General features: G+C 46.9%; 15 protein-coding genes and 1 riboswitch. Of the genes, 13 read left to right on the top strand and 2 right to left on the bottom strand.

Features of this window, described 5'->3' with window-relative positions; translation table 11 throughout:
* Positions 1-11 precede the first annotated feature (11 nt).
* The 12 genes from POF51_RS15485 (at position 12) to POF51_RS15430 (ending at position 12,905) form a co-directional block, all read left to right on the top strand.
* Positions 12-1,115: a GerAB/ArcD/ProY family transporter gene (locus POF51_RS15485; protein ID WP_069847983.1), complete on the top strand. Its 1,104-nt coding sequence runs from the start codon at positions 12-14 to the stop codon at positions 1,113-1,115.
* Positions 1,112-2,215, top strand: coding sequence for a Ger(x)C family spore germination protein (locus tag POF51_RS15480; RefSeq protein ID WP_069847981.1), 1,104 nt, complete (start codon positions 1,112-1,114; stop codon positions 2,213-2,215). Before POF51_RS15485 ends, POF51_RS15480 begins: the two co-directional genes overlap by 4 nt.
* A 65-nt stretch (positions 2,216-2,280) precedes the next feature.
* Complete coding sequence (locus POF51_RS15475; RefSeq protein ID WP_271755690.1) at positions 2,281-3,102, top strand: alpha/beta fold hydrolase; 822 nt, start codon at positions 2,281-2,283, stop codon at positions 3,100-3,102.
* 162 nt (positions 3,103-3,264) lie between these two features.
* Complete coding sequence (locus POF51_RS15470) at positions 3,265-4,551, top strand: copper resistance CopC/CopD family protein (protein WP_069847977.1); 1,287 nt, start codon at positions 3,265-3,267, stop codon at positions 4,549-4,551.
* A 15-nt stretch (positions 4,552-4,566) separates the two neighbouring features.
* Positions 4,567-5,190, top strand: a complete 624-nt coding sequence (locus tag POF51_RS15465; RefSeq protein ID WP_069847975.1) for a YcnI family copper-binding membrane protein — start codon at positions 4,567-4,569, stop codon at positions 5,188-5,190.
* A gap of 276 nt (positions 5,191-5,466) precedes the next feature.
* On the top strand, positions 5,467-6,708 hold the full coding sequence (locus POF51_RS15460) for an MFS transporter (RefSeq protein WP_069847973.1): 1,242 nt from the start codon (positions 5,467-5,469) through the stop codon (positions 6,706-6,708).
* Positions 6,709-6,862: 154 nt separating this feature from the next.
* Entirely contained in the window at positions 6,863-7,087 is a 225-nt protein-coding gene (locus tag POF51_RS15455) for a WYL domain-containing protein (protein ID WP_244195713.1), read from the top strand.
* Between the two features lie 98 nt (positions 7,088-7,185).
* The gene (locus tag POF51_RS15450; RefSeq protein WP_271755689.1) at positions 7,186-7,440 is read left to right on the top strand and encodes a hypothetical protein; all 255 of its coding nucleotides are present in this window, start codon (positions 7,186-7,188) and stop codon (positions 7,438-7,440) included.
* 243 nt (positions 7,441-7,683) lie between these two features.
* Positions 7,684-8,769, top strand: a complete 1,086-nt coding sequence (gene rsgA / locus POF51_RS15445) for a ribosome small subunit-dependent GTPase A (RefSeq protein ID WP_017252029.1) — start codon at positions 7,684-7,686, stop codon at positions 8,767-8,769.
* A 138-nt stretch (positions 8,770-8,907) separates the two neighbouring features.
* Positions 8,908-9,009: riboswitch (purine riboswitch) on the top strand.
* Between the two features lie 228 nt (positions 9,010-9,237).
* Positions 9,238-9,828, top strand: a complete 591-nt coding sequence (locus POF51_RS15440) for a xanthine phosphoribosyltransferase (RefSeq protein ID WP_017252028.1) — start codon at positions 9,238-9,240, stop codon at positions 9,826-9,828.
* Positions 9,829-9,860: 32 nt separating this feature from the next.
* Positions 9,861-11,171 carry a nucleobase:cation symporter-2 family protein gene (locus tag POF51_RS15435; RefSeq protein ID WP_017252027.1) on the top strand — a complete coding sequence of 437 codons (1,311 nt, stop codon included), beginning with the start codon at positions 9,861-9,863 and terminating at the stop codon, positions 11,169-11,171.
* Between the two features lie 597 nt (positions 11,172-11,768).
* Positions 11,769-12,905: a VanZ family protein gene (locus POF51_RS15430; RefSeq protein WP_069847966.1), complete on the top strand. Its 1,137-nt coding sequence runs from the start codon at positions 11,769-11,771 to the stop codon at positions 12,903-12,905.
* Between the two features lie 175 nt (positions 12,906-13,080).
* Here POF51_RS15430 and POF51_RS15425 read toward each other — a convergent pair whose 3' ends face one another.
* Positions 13,081-13,305 (bottom strand): hypothetical protein, encoded by a 225-nt coding sequence (locus tag POF51_RS15425; RefSeq protein WP_271755688.1) that lies wholly within the window; start codon positions 13,303-13,305, stop codon positions 13,081-13,083.
* A 35-nt stretch (positions 13,306-13,340) separates the two neighbouring features.
* On the opposite strand from POF51_RS15425, the gene POF51_RS15420 reads away from it, so the two are divergent.
* Positions 13,341-14,444, top strand: coding sequence for a hypothetical protein (locus POF51_RS15420; RefSeq protein WP_069847962.1), 1,104 nt, complete (start codon positions 13,341-13,343; stop codon positions 14,442-14,444).
* 5 nt (positions 14,445-14,449) lie between these two features.
* Here the strand turns inward: POF51_RS15420 and POF51_RS15415 are convergent, their stop codons facing one another.
* Positions 14,450-16,171, bottom strand: a complete 1,722-nt coding sequence (locus POF51_RS15415) for a protoglobin domain-containing protein (RefSeq protein ID WP_069847960.1) — start codon at positions 16,169-16,171, stop codon at positions 14,450-14,452.
* Positions 16,172-16,190: the final 19 nt, after the last annotated feature.

Raw genomic sequence — 16,190 nt, 5'->3', positions numbered from 1 at the left:
GTTGAATGTGAATGTCACTGTCCACTTTTCGTCGGAATAGCCATATGGCTATCAGCGTATCGCTTGCGCTATTCATGGTTCATGGCAATCAGGTTGGAATCGGCATAGCGGGCGTACAACGGTTTATTTATGACAGGGTGCAACAAGACGCTTGGATTGCGGTCATAATAGCTGGCATTATGACCCATATAGCAGCTTGGTTCATGCTAAAAATCCTAGCGAAATTCAAAGACATGGATTTGTACGACATTCATCAAAGGGTGTTTGGAAAATGGCCAGCTCGCGTACTCAATTTCATCTTTATCGTATATATCATGGGCTCTGCTTTAACGATCTTGAGAGGGTACATCGAGATCATTCAGTCATGGATGTTTCCAGAAGTGCCTTCTTGGATATTAAATGCCTCCTTGCTTTGCCTGACCATTTATGGAGTGACGGGTGGCATTCGGGTGTTGGCTGGAATTAGCTTTTTTTCTGTTGGATTGACGCTTTGGCAGCTACTTCTCATGGTTTACCCCATGCAATACGCCGATTTTCATTTATTGCAGCCAGTATTTCATCACGACATTGGACAGTTGATGGACGGGGCGAGGAAGATGTCTTTTTCCACTATCGGATTTGAGATTATTTTGTTCATCTATCCGTTTGTGAAGGAAAAGAAAATACTACCACGGTATGTACATGGTGGGTTGTTTATGACCACCTGCTTGTATGTTGTCGTCATGTTGGTTACACTCTTGTACTTTCAAGGGGAACAGCTTCAGCATCTTATCTGGGCAACGTTCATGATGATGAAAATTGTAGAGTTTCCGTTTTTGGAGCGTTTTGAGTTTGTGTCCATTTCACTGTGGATGCTCGTCATGCTGGATAATTTGCTGATGGACTTGTGGATAGCCATGCGGGGGGTTCACCATATTAGTGGGGTCAAGGAAAGAATGGCACTTTTCGGGATTGTTGGTGTCATGTTTTTTGCTAGCAACTTTTTGGAAACACGCCAGTCGATTAATCTCATCACGGATATTTTCGGTGGAGTAGGCTTCTATATCATTTTTATTTATCCCATCGTGCTTTATGTAGTGATTCGGCTGTTTCGGAAGGGAGCGGTCCGGACATGAGAAGGTTACGGTTGCTTATTCACTACTTATTAGTGGTCGTGTTATTGAACGGCTGTGGGGAGCAGCACGTATTAGAAAAATTGGGACTGGCGGTTGCAGTGGGGTACGATCTTAGTAAAGACGGAAAGTTGTTAGGTACCACGGTATTTTATCAAATTGATCCGGAGGCACGTGAGTTGGTCACTGTGATTTCTGGCACAGCGCATACAAGCAAAGGACTTACCGTTGCACAGAACAGGGAGTCTTCCAAAAAAATTGTAGGCGGTCAAATTCGCGTCGTGGTCTATCACGATGAGCTAGCGCGTAAAGGGATCCTGTCTCTTGTGGAAAACTTAACGCGTGATGCCTCCATTGGAAGTAATGTTTATTTAACTGTAGCCAAAGGACGAGCTTATGATATTTTGACACATCGCTATCCCGAGAATAGCAACATTGGAATTTACCTCTATCAAGCCATACGACAGAATGTCGAAGGAGAGAATATGATCTCTTCGAAACTTCATGAGTTCATGAAAGATTATTATGCAGTCGGGAAAGATGCTGTGATGCCTTACATCGAAAGAGTAAAGAATGAGTTGCATATTAATAAAATTGCTCTGTTTCGAGATGATAGATTGGTGGCAGAGATTACAACAAGGGAAGGATTTTTCCTCAAGATATTACGTGAACGCTACAATAAGGGAGAATTGGAAATAAACATTTCCCTCGATAAAAAGCGTCTTTTTACTGTCATTGAACATATCTCAAGCAAAAAGCAAATAAAAGTGCTGGATTTGGAGAAACCCAGGTTTTCTGTGAAAGTAAAGATGACAGCGCAGATTCAGGAAATGGCTGAAAAAATTGATTTATCAAAGCCTGAGCAGTTGAAAAAGGTACAAAAAGCAATCGAACTGGCGGTGAAAAAAGAGACGGAACATCTACTGGAAAAGTTAAGAAAACACGATGTAGACCCGGTAGGATTTGGGGAAATCTACAATATAGCCATTCAAAAGAGCGGGAAAAAGAAATTGAGTCAAGAGGAAGTCCGTGAAATCATGAAAAGGGCGAAATATGAAGTGGATGTCGAGATCAAGATTTTACGTACAGGCGTCATTGGGTAATCGAAACAAAAATAAATAAACACGCAACAATCCGGGGTGAGATAGTGAGGGAGAGGTGAGAAAAAATGGAAAACAAGCAGGCTGTACAAACAGGCTTTCTCGAAGCGAATGGCGCACGTATTTACTATGAAGTAGCAGGGGAAGGCGAACCGCTCTTATTGATCCACGGCTTCAATCTGAATACGAGGCTATGGGATGCCCAGCTGCAAGCTTTTGCACAGACGTATAAGGTTGTTCGCTTTGATATCCGCGGGTTCGGTAAAACACTGGCGACTGACGTTCCTTTTACCTTGTACGACGACGTGAAAGCTGTTCTGCTAGGACTTGGTATCGAAAAAGCACATGTGGCTGGGCTTTCGTTTGGGGGAATGGTCGCGCAGGAGTTCGCCCTTGCTTATCCGCAGATGGTGAGTAGCTTGATTCTAGTCGCATCCGGCCTGTTTGGTCACCCAAGAAGTGAACAAAGGTTGCACGATGTGGAACGATTCAATCAAGTATGTCAGCGTGGCACGACAGAGGAAGCGTTGGAAATGACGACGCAAATGTGGTTTGACGGTCCTGGTCAGCCGGTAAATGAGCAAACTGTGGAAGCACGTAACCGCTTTAAAGAAATCAACAGACACGCCTTTTCGCTGCCAGAGTTTGGCGTTGGATTGGAAACGTTATCCCCCTCACCAATCGAGCGTTTGGAAGAAATCAAAGCCCCGACACTCGTTATTGCAGGAGCGCGGGATTATCCCGATTTTTTACAGATCGCCGATGTATTGACTGACGGATTACAGGCGCACAAAAAGTCATCCTGCCTGACTCAGCCCATATCCCACCGATGGATCAACCAGAGGTATTCAATAAACTCGTCCTGGAATTTCTCACACAAAGCATGGTAAGATCTTCCTAATACCGTTTGAAAAGGCATGGAACGGAGAGATTTTCCGCTCATGCCTTTTTTGTTTTCAACACTTTGCCACATCAGATAGCCCGATGGAGCCATATAGATTCTCGTACTATTTTGATAGGATTAAGGACGAAATAAGGAAGCAGGTGACAGGGTGACATACAACATCAGACATTATGCGGTTTTGGTTTTACTCGCCTTCTTACTTGTACTGACAACGGGTATGACAACTGCTTACGCCCATGCTGGCTTAATGGGCAGCTCCCCACAAGATGGTGAGGTACTGAAGGCGAATCCAGGAAAAATATCTGCGTTGTTTACCGAAACATTGGAGCCTGATCTTGTTAACGTGCGTTTATTTGACTGGAATGGCAAGGAAATAAAAGTGGAGCGGCCGACATTGCAGCCGGGTGATGCCTCGCAGTTAAATGCGAATCTGCCGAGCGATTTGGCTGAAGGGACGTATTCGGTTATCGTGTCTGTCGTTTCCGAGGATGGACATCCAATTGAAGAGAAGCTCACGTTTTCCATCGGACAAAAAAGTGCGGTCGTGGTTCCGCCAAGTGAGCAAAAAGCAGATTCAAGCTACTTGATCATGTACCGCTATTTAGCGCAAGGGATTATTCTCGTAGGTGGCGGCTTGTATCTGGTAGCGTGGGCAGCACAGCGTCATGGCTTGCCTTCGCTTACCCAGCTCATCGGGATTGGCAGACAAATCGGATGGAGTTTGGCGATAATCGGACTTATATTTTTGTGGTTCTTGTATGACGAAGCGTTAACCGCTGTATCACTTACGCAAGCACTGTGGCAGATGGACGGGAACTTGCTCAGTCAGTCTCCGTTTGCGATCATGCTGCTGGTGTCCTTTGCATTACTGCTCTTGATGGCGATCCCCAATATGGTGTCTGGCTGGTATGTGGGAATCTGGATTCTCGCGATCAGCGCACAAGCTTTTGGTGGTCATGCATGGGGCATTGCTCCTGTCTGGCTGTCCATTTTGCTGAGACTGTTGCATGTATTGACGGTCGCCGTGTGGATGGGGGCACTTGTCTACTTGCTCCTTACAGTCAAAGTGGCGGAAAGAGGACAGGAGTCGTTCAAGAGGTTCTTTTTGCAGACAGTTGCTGTGGCGGCGGTGCTTGCCGTCGTGACGGGTGTTGTCATGCTCATCGTGCAGACGGATGTCATGAGTATTTTCCAGAGTACAACGGCATGGAGCTATCTGTTATATGGAAAAATAGCAAGTGTCTGCCTCATGCTTCTTCTAGCCTTTAGGCAAACAAGACGTTGGCGGACGAAAAATACCTTGCAGCCCGCTTACTTGCGTTGGGAAATAATATTCGGGATTATCGCTGTTCTGGCTGGACTTTGGATGAGCCAGATCAACTACCCGACTGCGACGACAAATAATCAGGCCGTGATTCAAAATGATAATAACTAGGGAGGATTTCATACGATGAAAATGACAAAATGGATGAGCAGTGTACTGGTAGCAGGTGCAGTTTTGACATTGGCGACAGCAGCACAAGCACATGTGAACGTATATCCGAAAGAGACTACTACAGGCTCCTATGAAAAATACTCAGTGCGTGTCCCAGTAGAAAAAGACGTCAATACGACAAAAGTGAAGCTGGAATTCCCGGCAGGTGTTAAGGTAAATACTGTACAACCGATTCCGGGCTGGACCTACGAGTTCGAAAAAGATAAAGACGGTGTGAACACAGCGCTTGTGTGGACAGCAACAGAAGGCGGAATCAAGGCGCATGAGTTCCAAGAGTTCACGTTTGTAGGGGCAAACCCGAAAGAAGAGGGCCAATTGGCTTGGAAGGCTTATCAGACCTATGCAAATGGCGAGGTTGTGGAATGGACAGGGGACAAGGATTCCAAAACGCCAGCGTCTGTCACTACCATTAAGGCTGGTGTAGGCGAAGCAGGGCATGAGCATGGACAAGAACAAAAGCCGGCAACCGCTCCTGCCGGGGAAGCGGCTGGTGCAGGCAGCAACAATACCTTGCCATTGGTACTTTCTGGTTTGGCGTTGCTGATTTCCATCGTTGGTCTGTTTAGAAAAAAAGCGTAAGTGCTTCATAATCAAGCTGTGCAGTGTGTTCAATCATGCTGCACAGCTTTTTTCCATTGTATGACAATTAAAATCATTCTATAATAGCTGTAATTACTTTCGGAGGTGCATATCACATGTTAAAAACACTATTCAGAGCAAGCAAGTACACAGAAGGAAAAATAGGAACGGCAGCTTGACGCGTACGCATTTTGCACAGTAGAGAATTGTAGAGTAACAATCAGTATGTGAAAACGGAACGCGTCATCTGCCTAAAAAAAGGTGGATACTGCTTCCATGTCTATGAATGCGACAAAAGTATATACGATCAAAAGCTTTTTGACTTCCCTGGCCAATACGACCATGTTCACGACCTATGCGCTTTACTACATCGTGACACTGGGTTTTAACCCGTTTGAATTGCTTTTGATCGGGACGGTATTGGAGTTATCCGTGTTGGTGTTTGAAGGGATAACAGGAGTCGTTGCGGATACGTACAGTCGCCGTCGCTCCGTCATTATCGGGATGTTTTTGCTGGGAATCGGATTTGCGATGCAGGGGATCGTTCCCACGCTTGATGCTTGGGTACCGTTTATTTCTGTCTTCGGCTTGATGCTGTTTTCGCAAGTCGTCAGTGGTCTCGGGTATACGTTTATCAGTGGAGCGGATACTGCATGGATTGTGGATGAGGTCGGAGAAGAGAAGATCGGTACGATTTTCATGAAGGCCAAGCGCTACTCTTTGTTTGGGAATCTGCTCGGGATTGCACTGAGTGTGGCATTGGCAACACTCGCTCCCAACTTGCCTTACCTCATAGGTGGCCTCATGTATCTGGGGCTTGGTGTCTTTCTGATTCTGTTCATGAAGGAGACCGGTTTTATTCCTCGTGAGCGTGAGCAAGGTGCTTCCCACGTGAAGGAAATGATTCAGACGTGGACTTCGGGTGCCAAAGTGATTCGCAGCCAGCCGATTCTGATGTTGATCTTGTTCGTGACGCTATTTACGGGTGCAGCTTCTGAAGGGTATGACCGTTTGTGGGAAGCGCATTTGATCGCAGAAATTGGCTTTCCAGAGCTGGCTGCTATTTCGATGCCAATGTGGTTCGGGATCATTGCCGCACTCGCAAGCTTACTCGGCCTCATCGTCGTAGGCGTTGTGGAAAAAAGGCTGGATGTGAACAAGGAGCGGGTTGTCCTTGTGGGCATGTTCACGTTGACGGGTCTCAAAATTGCAGCGATGATTGCTTTTGCTTTTTCCCCTAGCTTTAGCTGGGCGTTAGTAGCATTGCTGTTGATCGGTGTGATCCAATCATTAAGCAGTCCGCTGTATGATACGTGGCTGAATCTGAACATTGAGAGCAGTGTGCGAGCGACGGTTTTGTCGATGATGGGTCAGTCCAATGCCTTGGGACAAACGGCAGGTGGGCCGGCTGTCGGATGGATCGGGACCCGGTTTTCGATTCGCGCTTCGCTGGTTGCGGCGGCCATCTTGTTGGCACCGATTCTGATTGTGTTCGGACGTGCGCTTAGAAGGCGCTGAGTTGTAACAAGCATAAGGCATGTGTCCATTTTGAGGGCGCATGCCTTTTTTGTTGAGGGAATAGTTGGGTGTTGAAAACAAACTTGCGAACGAATGTTCTCTTTTGGTATGATGATCTCAACAACAAGAAGACACATTTTGTGGTGGTGGCAGCATGATGATTTTGGAGTTGAGAAGGTACGCGGCCCGGCAGCAAGCAGTGGAGATCATCTATTTGAAGAAGAATGGAGAGGCTAGCAGGCGTACGATCCGTATTGTGCATATTGATGAGAGCAACGGGAGCTTGAAAGCATACTGTTATAGGAGGAAGGCGTTTCGCGTGTTTGTGTTGGATAACATTTTTGCGATCGCACCTGTGTCTGGTCATTTTGCCGGATGAAAAGGAATCATCCTCCACGCCCCCAGCCTGTTCCAGCCGTACTATGTTATACTAAATAGGTAAACAACTTCAAAAAAGAGGAAGGGCGGGGACAAATCATGGAGTTCTTCATTGTCATCGTCATCATGTTTTTGATCGTAGTATTTGTCTTGGCGTCCAAAGCTGCAAAAGGCGGAAATGGGCGCTCTCATTCCTCTTCAGACAGTGGGGGCGGAGCCTTCTATGTCGACAGCAATCACCATCATCGAAATCACGACTCAGGCGATCGTTGGGATAGCTATGACAGCGATAGCGGAAGTGGTGGAGACAGTGGTGGTGGCGGAGATAGCGGAGGCGGCGGCGGGGGAGATTGACGCTGTTGCATTTTGTTTCATTATGGTACAATAATTGGGAAATATGATTCCAAACCTGAATGGTAGGTTTGCTAAAGGAGAGATGTTTTATGGTAGTCATCAAATTTGTTCAGAGTGTCGTAGTCGGGGTCACAGGAATCCTCCTTTCAAGCGAACAGTAATATCGTTCACCAAATGAGGATTCGACTGTGACTGGTTCTGGCTGATAGCCATATATTTAACCAATTGCAGGGGGAATCCGCAGTGAATCAACTAACCAATCAACAAGTATTGCAATCTATGGGCTGGAATGAGTATTTTGCTAATCATTTTGCCCCTTATGCCGAGCAAGGCTACAGTGTGGGACGTATCACACTCGAACATAAACGTATTTATCGTCTGTGGAGTGAGCATGGTGAACTCTTGGGCGAAGTAACGGGTAAGCTTCGTTATGAAGCCATCGGACGAGAAGATTTTCCGGCTGTCGGGGACTGGGTAGTGATCAGTGCCCGTCCTGAGGAAAAGAAAGCTTCCATCCACGGACTTCTTCCACGTAAGAGCAAGTTTTCCCGCAAAGTAGCTGGGGATACAGTGGAAGAGCAGATTGTGGCTGCAAACGTCGATACCGTTTTCCTTGTGAATTCCTTAAATAATGATTTAAATCTGCGCAGGATAGAACGCTATCTCATTCTTGCGTGGGAAAGTGGAGCCAATCCGGTGATTGTGCTATCCAAAGCAGATTTGTGTGACGATTTGGATGCATGTTTGGCAGAGATAGAATCAGTCGCAATCGGAGTGCCTGTTCACGTAGTCAGTGCTGAGCAGGGAGAAGGACTGGATCAGCTCGACCCTTATCTGGGCGAGGGCCAGACGATTGCCTTGATGGGTTCCTCTGGTGTTGGCAAATCCACGTTGATCAATAAATTGAGCGGAGCGGAAATGCAAAAAGTCAGTGGCGTGCGTGAAGGTGATGACCGTGGCCGCCATACGACGACCCATCGCGAACTGTTCCGATTGCCGAGTGGTGCTCTGATGATCGATACACCGGGCATGAGGGAGCTGCAGCTCTGGGAGGCAGATGAAGGCTTCCGCGGTGCCTTTGACGATATCGAGTCCATTGCGGAAACATGCCGTTTCAATGATTGTAAGCATATGCGAGAGCCTGGCTGTGCTGTTCAAGCTGCCATCCAATCTGGATCATTGGAAAAAGCACGCTTTGACAGTTACCTGAAGCTTCAACGCGAATTGGCACATCTGGCGCGCAAAGAAGACGCAAGGCTCGCAGCCGCTGAAAGGGATAAATGGAAAAAGATCAACGTTCAAATGCGGGAGAAAAAACCGAAGCGATAAACACGAGAGCCCTTGAGAAATCAGGGCTCTTTCCTTTATTCGGATAAGTAAGCGCTTCCTTTTGTTTTCAAAAATTAACGCTTGCTCATAACGCGAGAGTTATGATAGATTTGGTCAATACTCGTTATTACACTTCGAAATAAATAGATATAGGTAGCTCGTATAATTTTGGGAATAAGGCCCATCCGTTTCTACCAGGTGACCGTAAATCACCTGACTACGAGTGAAAGTGCGTCTAGGGTTCCGTTTCTTTCCTATTCGAATAATAGGGTTGGAAGATAGCTGGTCCGAGCGACGCAGGCACGATTCATGTGTCACACCTAAGGGATAAAAGCCCAGAGGGACAGTTTCACTTGGCGTTGGTTTGTTACGTAGCCCGCTTGTGACACTGTCCGCTCTGGGCTTTCTATATTTCAGCAGGCTACAGATATAAAAGTGGCCGGAAACATACCCGAGGAGGAAGAATTGATGAAAGAATTACAAGAGCGCATCGTACAGGACGGTAAGGTACTGTCGGCATCCGTTTTGAAGGTGGATGCGTTTTTGAACCACCAGGTAGATCCACAATTGACGATGAAGATCGGACAGCGCTTTGCCGAGCTGTTTGCTGGTGAAAAAATCACAAAAGTCGTGACGATTGAGGCAAGTGGCATTCATTTTGCTATGGCGACTTCCTTTGCGTTGGGTGTTCCCTTTATCTACGCGAAAAAGAAAAAAGCTGTCACGTTGACAGAGGAAGTATACTCTGCTCCTGTTCATTCTTTTACCCGCCAGGAAACGTATCAAATCAGTGTTTCCCGTCAGTATTTGTCTAAAGAAGACCGCGTATTGATTGTTGATGACTTCTTGGCTACGGGAGCTGCTCTGGTGGGACTTACGAATATTATCAAAGATGCCGGTGCTCATCTCGTCGGGGTTGGCGCTGTTATCGAAAAAAGCTTCCAGGAAGGCCGTGGTCTCTTGGAGCAAGCTGGCGTACGAATCGAATCATTGGCACGTATTGAATCGATGTCACCAGAAGGCATTCACTTTATTGAAGAAGAGCCTGCACGCGTATAATCAAAAAATGAATAGGAGGTAAGGGTTCACTCATGCTAGCCAAACATAAGATTGTTACTTTGGGCTTACAGCACATTCTCGCCATGTATGCAGGAGCAGTCGTCGTACCGTTGATTATCGGTGGTGCTCTGAATCTGACTCCTACGCAAATCGCTTATTTGATTGCTGCCGACCTTTTCACATGTGGAATCGCGACGCTCTTGCAAGTCCTTGGCACTCGTTATACAGGGATTCGCCTTCCCGTTGTGCTAGGATGTACGTTTACAGCAGTAGGACCGATTATCGCGATTGCTTCTACGAGCAATTTAGCGACCGCTTACGGTGCCATTATCATATCGGGTATATTCGTTGTATTGGCAGCTCCACTGTTTGGCAAGCTGCTGCGCTTTTTCCCAACCGTGGTACAAGGTTCAGTCGTTACGATTATTGGACTGTCGCTTATTCCCGTTGCGATGAACAACGCCGCTGGCGGACAAGGCATGCCGGACTTTGGACAACCGCACAATTTGCTTTTGGCTTTAGGAACGTTGGTTATCATTTTGCTTATTAATCGTTTCTTTACCGGATTTATTCGTGCGATTTCCGTATTGCTCGGGTTGATTGTCGGTACGGCTGTAGCTTACATGATGGGGATGGTCAGCTTCGCGAGTGTAGCGGAAGCCTCTTGGTTTAGCGTGGTCGAACCGTTTTACTTCGGTACACCACAGTTCAGTATTGTCGCCATTGTTACCATGATTCTCGTCAACATCATCAGCATGGCTGAGTCCACAGGCGTTTACTTTGCACTCGGTAAAGTGACCGATACAAAAGTAACAGATCAAGATGTAGTCAAAGGATTGCGTGGGGAAGGGGTCGCAATTGTACTGGGCGGCATTTTCAACGCATTCCCTTACACGGCTTTTTCGCAAAACGTCGGTCTGGTTTCCCTGACTGGCATTAAATCGCGCGATGTGATGATTGGTGCCGGTGGAATCCTGGTTGTTCTCGGACTACTGCCGAAGCTGGCTGCTTTGACAACGGTCATTCCTAACGCGGTATTGGGTGGAGCGATGATCGCTATGTTCGGGATGGTTGTTGCATCTGGTATTAATATTCTCTCGCAGGTTGACCTGAACAAAAACGAAAATCTGCTGATCGCTGCTTGCAGTATCGCTGTTGGGCTAGGCTCTGCTGCAGTTCCAGCGATGTTTGATCAACTGCCTACGTTGGCAAAAATGATGCTGCAAAATGGTATCGTGACAGGTTCTTTGACTGCCGTCATCTTGAACATCTTGCTCGTTCATACGAATAAAAAAGCATCTCAGACTGCTCCGGCAAATGTAACTGTTTCGGAAGCGTCTTAACCTTATCAAACAATGAACCGCCATTTCCTGGTTAGACAGGGAGTGGCGGTTTTTCCTTTTATCGTGGCTGCGGTGGAGAGAAGAATATTTCCAGTCTAGGCTCCAGGCTCCGTCCTGCTGGGGGCCAAGACTGCCCGCGAATCCCTTCTCCGCTCGGTAGGACTCCACAAGTCGCTACGTCTGGAAATATTCTTCTCTGGCGTAACTGATCAGATTCTTCAATCTTTAAAACCCGTTTAACAGGGAAAGCTCGTAGAGGAAACAGGAGAAAACAGCGAAGATCTTTGGGACACCTGGTATTATCCCCTCATGGTAGACAGTAAAAAAAGAGAAACAAGCTTTTAGCGTCCACCTCTGAGACGCCTCCTGAATGGACCACTTTGGACGCGGGTTTCGCTTTTTTTCATGGAGCCGGGCAGTCAATCTCACAGGGGTGGCCCAAGAAGCTGAGCGTTTTCTCCTGTTTCCTCCCCATCACTACAGCAACAACTTAAGGTTCCTCATGTGAATAATTTAGTGGGAAATGGAAGAAAGATAGAAGGAATCGGATGATGAAAATTGCTGCTGTTACCCAGCTATTCAAAAAGGAGTTCTTGCATGTCTCCGTACGTTTTTCCCATTCAATATGCTTTTCTTGTTTTTATGTTAGGGTGCTATGTCTTATTTGTTCCCTGGCTTATTTACACCTATAGAAAAGATGGGTTTTTCAGTTGGTGGCGGTTCATTTTAAGCTCTTCCTTTCTGTTTTATTTGCTATGCGCTTTGTTTTTGGTGCTGCTTCCTTTGCCAGCTACAAGGGACACTTGCGCCATGCAAGCAGAGAATACCGTTTATTATTCGTTGATACCGTTTACCTTTGTCCGTGATATTCTCAAGGAAACTTCGTTTGTATGGTCACAGCCATCCAGCTATATTCAGCTCGTGAAAAAGCAAGCATTCTTGCAAGCCGCTTTTAATTTTTTGCTATTATTCCCTTTCGGCGTCTACCTTCGCTACTTTTTCCAGAAGCGGGAATATTGGAAACGGGCTTTGGGGCTCGGCTTTGCGTTGTCACTGTTCTTTGAAGTCACACAATTAACAGGGATCTATGGAATTTATCTTTGTCCGTATCGACTGTTCGATGTCGATGATCTCATACTCAACAGCAGCGGTGCTTTATTTGGTTTTTTCGTTGCACCGATTATACTGGCCTTGTTTCCGTCTACTAAGAGTATAGAAGCGAAAAGAGCCAGTGTGATGGAGAGTGATATCGTCCTCCCAGTACCGCAGTTGCTGGCGTTGTTGATCGACTGTATCGTAGTCCGGTTTATGTCCGGTCTATTTGACGTTTTTCTTCCGTTTGGCTGGCTGACAGAGCTGATCAGTACCTCACTCGGTATAGTGCTTGGCTTCTATTTCATTCCGCTATTATGGAACGGAAAGACGATTGGAACAGCGATTTTGCGGTTCAGACTGGTGAACGAAGATTCCGGAAAGCCCTCCGCAACGTCTTTATTCAAGCGATTTCTCGCCCTGTATTTCACATGGTTTATCATGTATACCTCGAATGCAATCAGTCAAATAGAAAGATGGATGGAGTCGGCCTTTTATCCATTCCTCATCCTTTTCACCTTTGGCGTCATCGTAGTAATTACGCTTGCACTCCTCATTCATGGTCTGCTCGTTTTGTTTTCCCGAGGCAGTCGCCGTTTTTATTTTGACTATGCATCCGGTCTTAGAACCAGTCGAAAATAGTGCTCGCTAGATTTTGGTTGATACGTCTGGAAAAATTCTTCTCTGGCGTAGCTTCTCGTTTATTTTCAATCTTTTAAAGCCCCTGAAAAAACCACCAGCTCGTCAGGAAACAGGAGAAATAAGCGAAGATCTTTGGGACACAGCCGAGGCGCAATGGAAAAAGAGAAACACGCACTTAAGCGTCCACCTCTGAGAAGCCTCTTTGAACCTCTACTTTGGACGCGGTTTCGCTTTTTCCATGGAGCCGTACAGTCAATCCCCCAAGCAGGTGGCCCAAGAAGCTGGAGCGTTTTCTCCTGTTTCCTCCCACCACGACAGCTCGAACAACAGGTTCTAAAAAAGGCTTCCCCGCAATGACAAGCGTCCAACAGTGCTGGCCAAGTTTTACATACGATGACATGTAAAACAAACTACCTCCAGAAAGGAAGGGGTGCCATGGCAACCTTTCAGGAAGCGCTCCTGGCCAAGAAGCATTTGGTCAAAAGGTGGAAGCGAATGCCGGGCGTAATTGGCATCGGGATTGGCTATGCAAACGGAAATAACAAAAAAGACGGCGCCTGCATTGTGATGTATACCGTAAATGCGAGTGCCGCCGTGAAGAAGGTATGCCCAAGTTGCGTCCGTGTCAAAAGTCAGGTGGCGACAGCCCATGTATCCGTTCCTGTTCGAACGGTCACCTCTGGACGGTGCCATTGTCATCCTGCTGTACGTCCCTCTGCAACGAATTATCGCAGCAGAATCAGACCTGTGATCGCTGGATACAGCATCGGCTATCCAGGGGCGTCCGGAACGGCTGGGTTAATCGTTGCGCGAGGAGGCCGACGGTTTGTGTTGAGCAACAATCACGTCCTGAATCGGAACAATACGAGTGGCTATACCGAGACCATCCAGCCTGGTGGAGCAGACGGAGGTCGTTCAGGAAGAGATCGAATCGGACGCTTGTATCGCTATGTTCGTCTTCGGAGAAATGCAGTGAATCGAATGGATGCAGCGATTAGTATCCCTACTTCCAATCGACTCCTTGCCCCTCGTTATGCAACAGTAGGCAGAGTACCAGGTGTTATTCGTTCGTATGGCATCGGGCGCAGATTGAAAAAAGTGGGCCGTTCATCAGGGCTGGCATGGGGAACGGTTGAATCGATCCACACCGATGTTGATGTCAGTTACGGAAACTACGGAGGGCTGGGGACCATCCGTTTTCAGAATCAGACGGTCATCAGAAGTACGGTTCCCATCTCCTTACCTGGAGATTCTGGCTCTGTTTGGCTGACTGCGGGCAATTACGCTGCAGCCGTGAATTTTGCTGGTTCAGCCAATGGCAGGCTCTCGATTTCGTATCCGGTTGTCTGGGCATTGCAAGCGTTGGGCGTCGGGGTAGCAAGATCAGCAGGGAGAACTGGCAGGTCAGTTGCCAAAGCCAAAAGAGTCAGGAGAAACAACGCTGGTACGAGACCACTGTCTGCCACTGAGTTAAACCGTGTCCAAACAAAAAAAGCTGCCTCCAAAAGGCAGCTGAGCAAGAAAAAGACGAATAGATAATAGCATTAGGGAACTTCTTTGGCTAACTGATCCAGTATGTGGAGAATGTGTTGTGAGATATCTTCTAGCGTATCAAACGCAGCTTCTGCTTCCTCTAGTTTTCCTTGCTTGACGAAGTAGTAAATCCGCCGAACAGTTTCGTGGAACTGTCGATGAGGCACATCTAATTGCTTGAAAGAGGGCAAGGTGCTCACGGATGGATTATTCAGGGCTTCGTCATACCAAATCCCCAAGCGGCATTGATGATGGTCGACGAGTTCTTTTTCATCAATGTGGTGGTATCCAAGCATGAAGTTGTACAGCCACCATCTCCATAAGAGATGGTCGGTTTTGACAATGCGCAAGTAATGCTTAGTCTTTAAGTGGCTCATTTGCGTGATGCTCAGCTTGTGCAGGCTGTTAATGCCAGCGCCAACATCATAGACGTTTTTACCTGCATTCGAGACGTGCGAAGAGACCTGCTCCATATTCGTCAGGACTTGAGATATGCGCATCGAAATATCATCTGTCGCAGCAGACTGCTCTTGGGCCAATGCTGCAATGTGTCCGGTGGAATGCCCGACAGTCTCAATATTTTGCACAATATCTCCTAATATCCCAATCGCATCACGTGTCTGATTCGCTTTATCGTTAAAATGGTCGCTCATGAGAGTGGCCGTTTCTTTTACCTGGACAGCCTCATTCTGAACATTGTTGATTGTGGCCGTAATGCTTTGAACGGATTGCTTGGTTTGTTCGGCGAGCTTTCGCACTTCATCTGCCACGATAGCAAAGCCGCGCCCGTGTTCGTTGGCTCGCGCTGCCTCAATCGACGCATTCAATGCAAGAAGATTGGTTTGATCGGCAATATTGCGTATGACTTGGACGACCTGGGAGACTTCTGCAATAGACGTCATTAACTGCGAAATTTTTGTTTGCATCTCTTGGAATTCATCTGCCATGGAAAGAAAGCTAGTCAATGACTCTTGGATAATATCTTTGCCAATCGTCGCTTGCTCGATTGTAGTGGAAGCACTCTCTGCAACGGAGACCGCTGATTGAGCCACTTTTTGCACAGATTCGCTTAGTTGTTCGGCAGCAGATCCCACATTGCCAGCTTCCTCAGTCGTATCCTCAAGCGTGTCCAGCACATGCTTGAATTTATCGATCTGAATCACTAACTCCAGAACTTCGCCCAGTCGATCAATAACTTTGTAATCATTATCCTCCTGATACGATTGGAGGACGATTTGCGAATCAAGCGTGATGATCTTCATGAATGCCAACAGGACGGAAGATAGTTCTTGGGGACGTTTCGAATAAGTGTTGACGATTGCGGGAATCAAAAATTCATAGACCCGCAAGTAAGAGCCCGTATACCATTCTGGCGCAAGTCCAATTTTGCTGTGGACCTCTCCGATTTTCTTACGCCCGGCTACATAGGCGTCGTCTAGCTTGGCATGTGGAAGCGATTGCAAATAGTGACGAAAGGATACAGCCAATCGATCAACCGTCGTATGCGTTTCGATGATTTGCATAAGATGGGGGTATTGGCGAAGCATGTGGTAATGACGCTCTGTAATGGCCTCTAGGTGTTGGGTTAGGAGTGGTTCAATTTGTTTCAACTGATCAAGGTCTGTCTGATTCATTTGCAAAAAATGAACTTTTCCCTGTAGCTGATCGGGCATTTGGACATCGCTTTTTTGAATTGAGGCGGTAACGGTTTGAGCGCCACGCTTACCAAACATAAAATCCCTCCATATTTTT

This window comes from Brevibacillus sp. AG (genome assembly GCF_028369215.1).
GTDB lineage: Bacteria > Bacillota > Bacilli > Brevibacillales > Brevibacillaceae > Brevibacillus > Brevibacillus porteri.
Note: the sequence above shows the minus strand (reverse complement) of the source record. Positions and strands in the feature narration are given on the sequence as shown.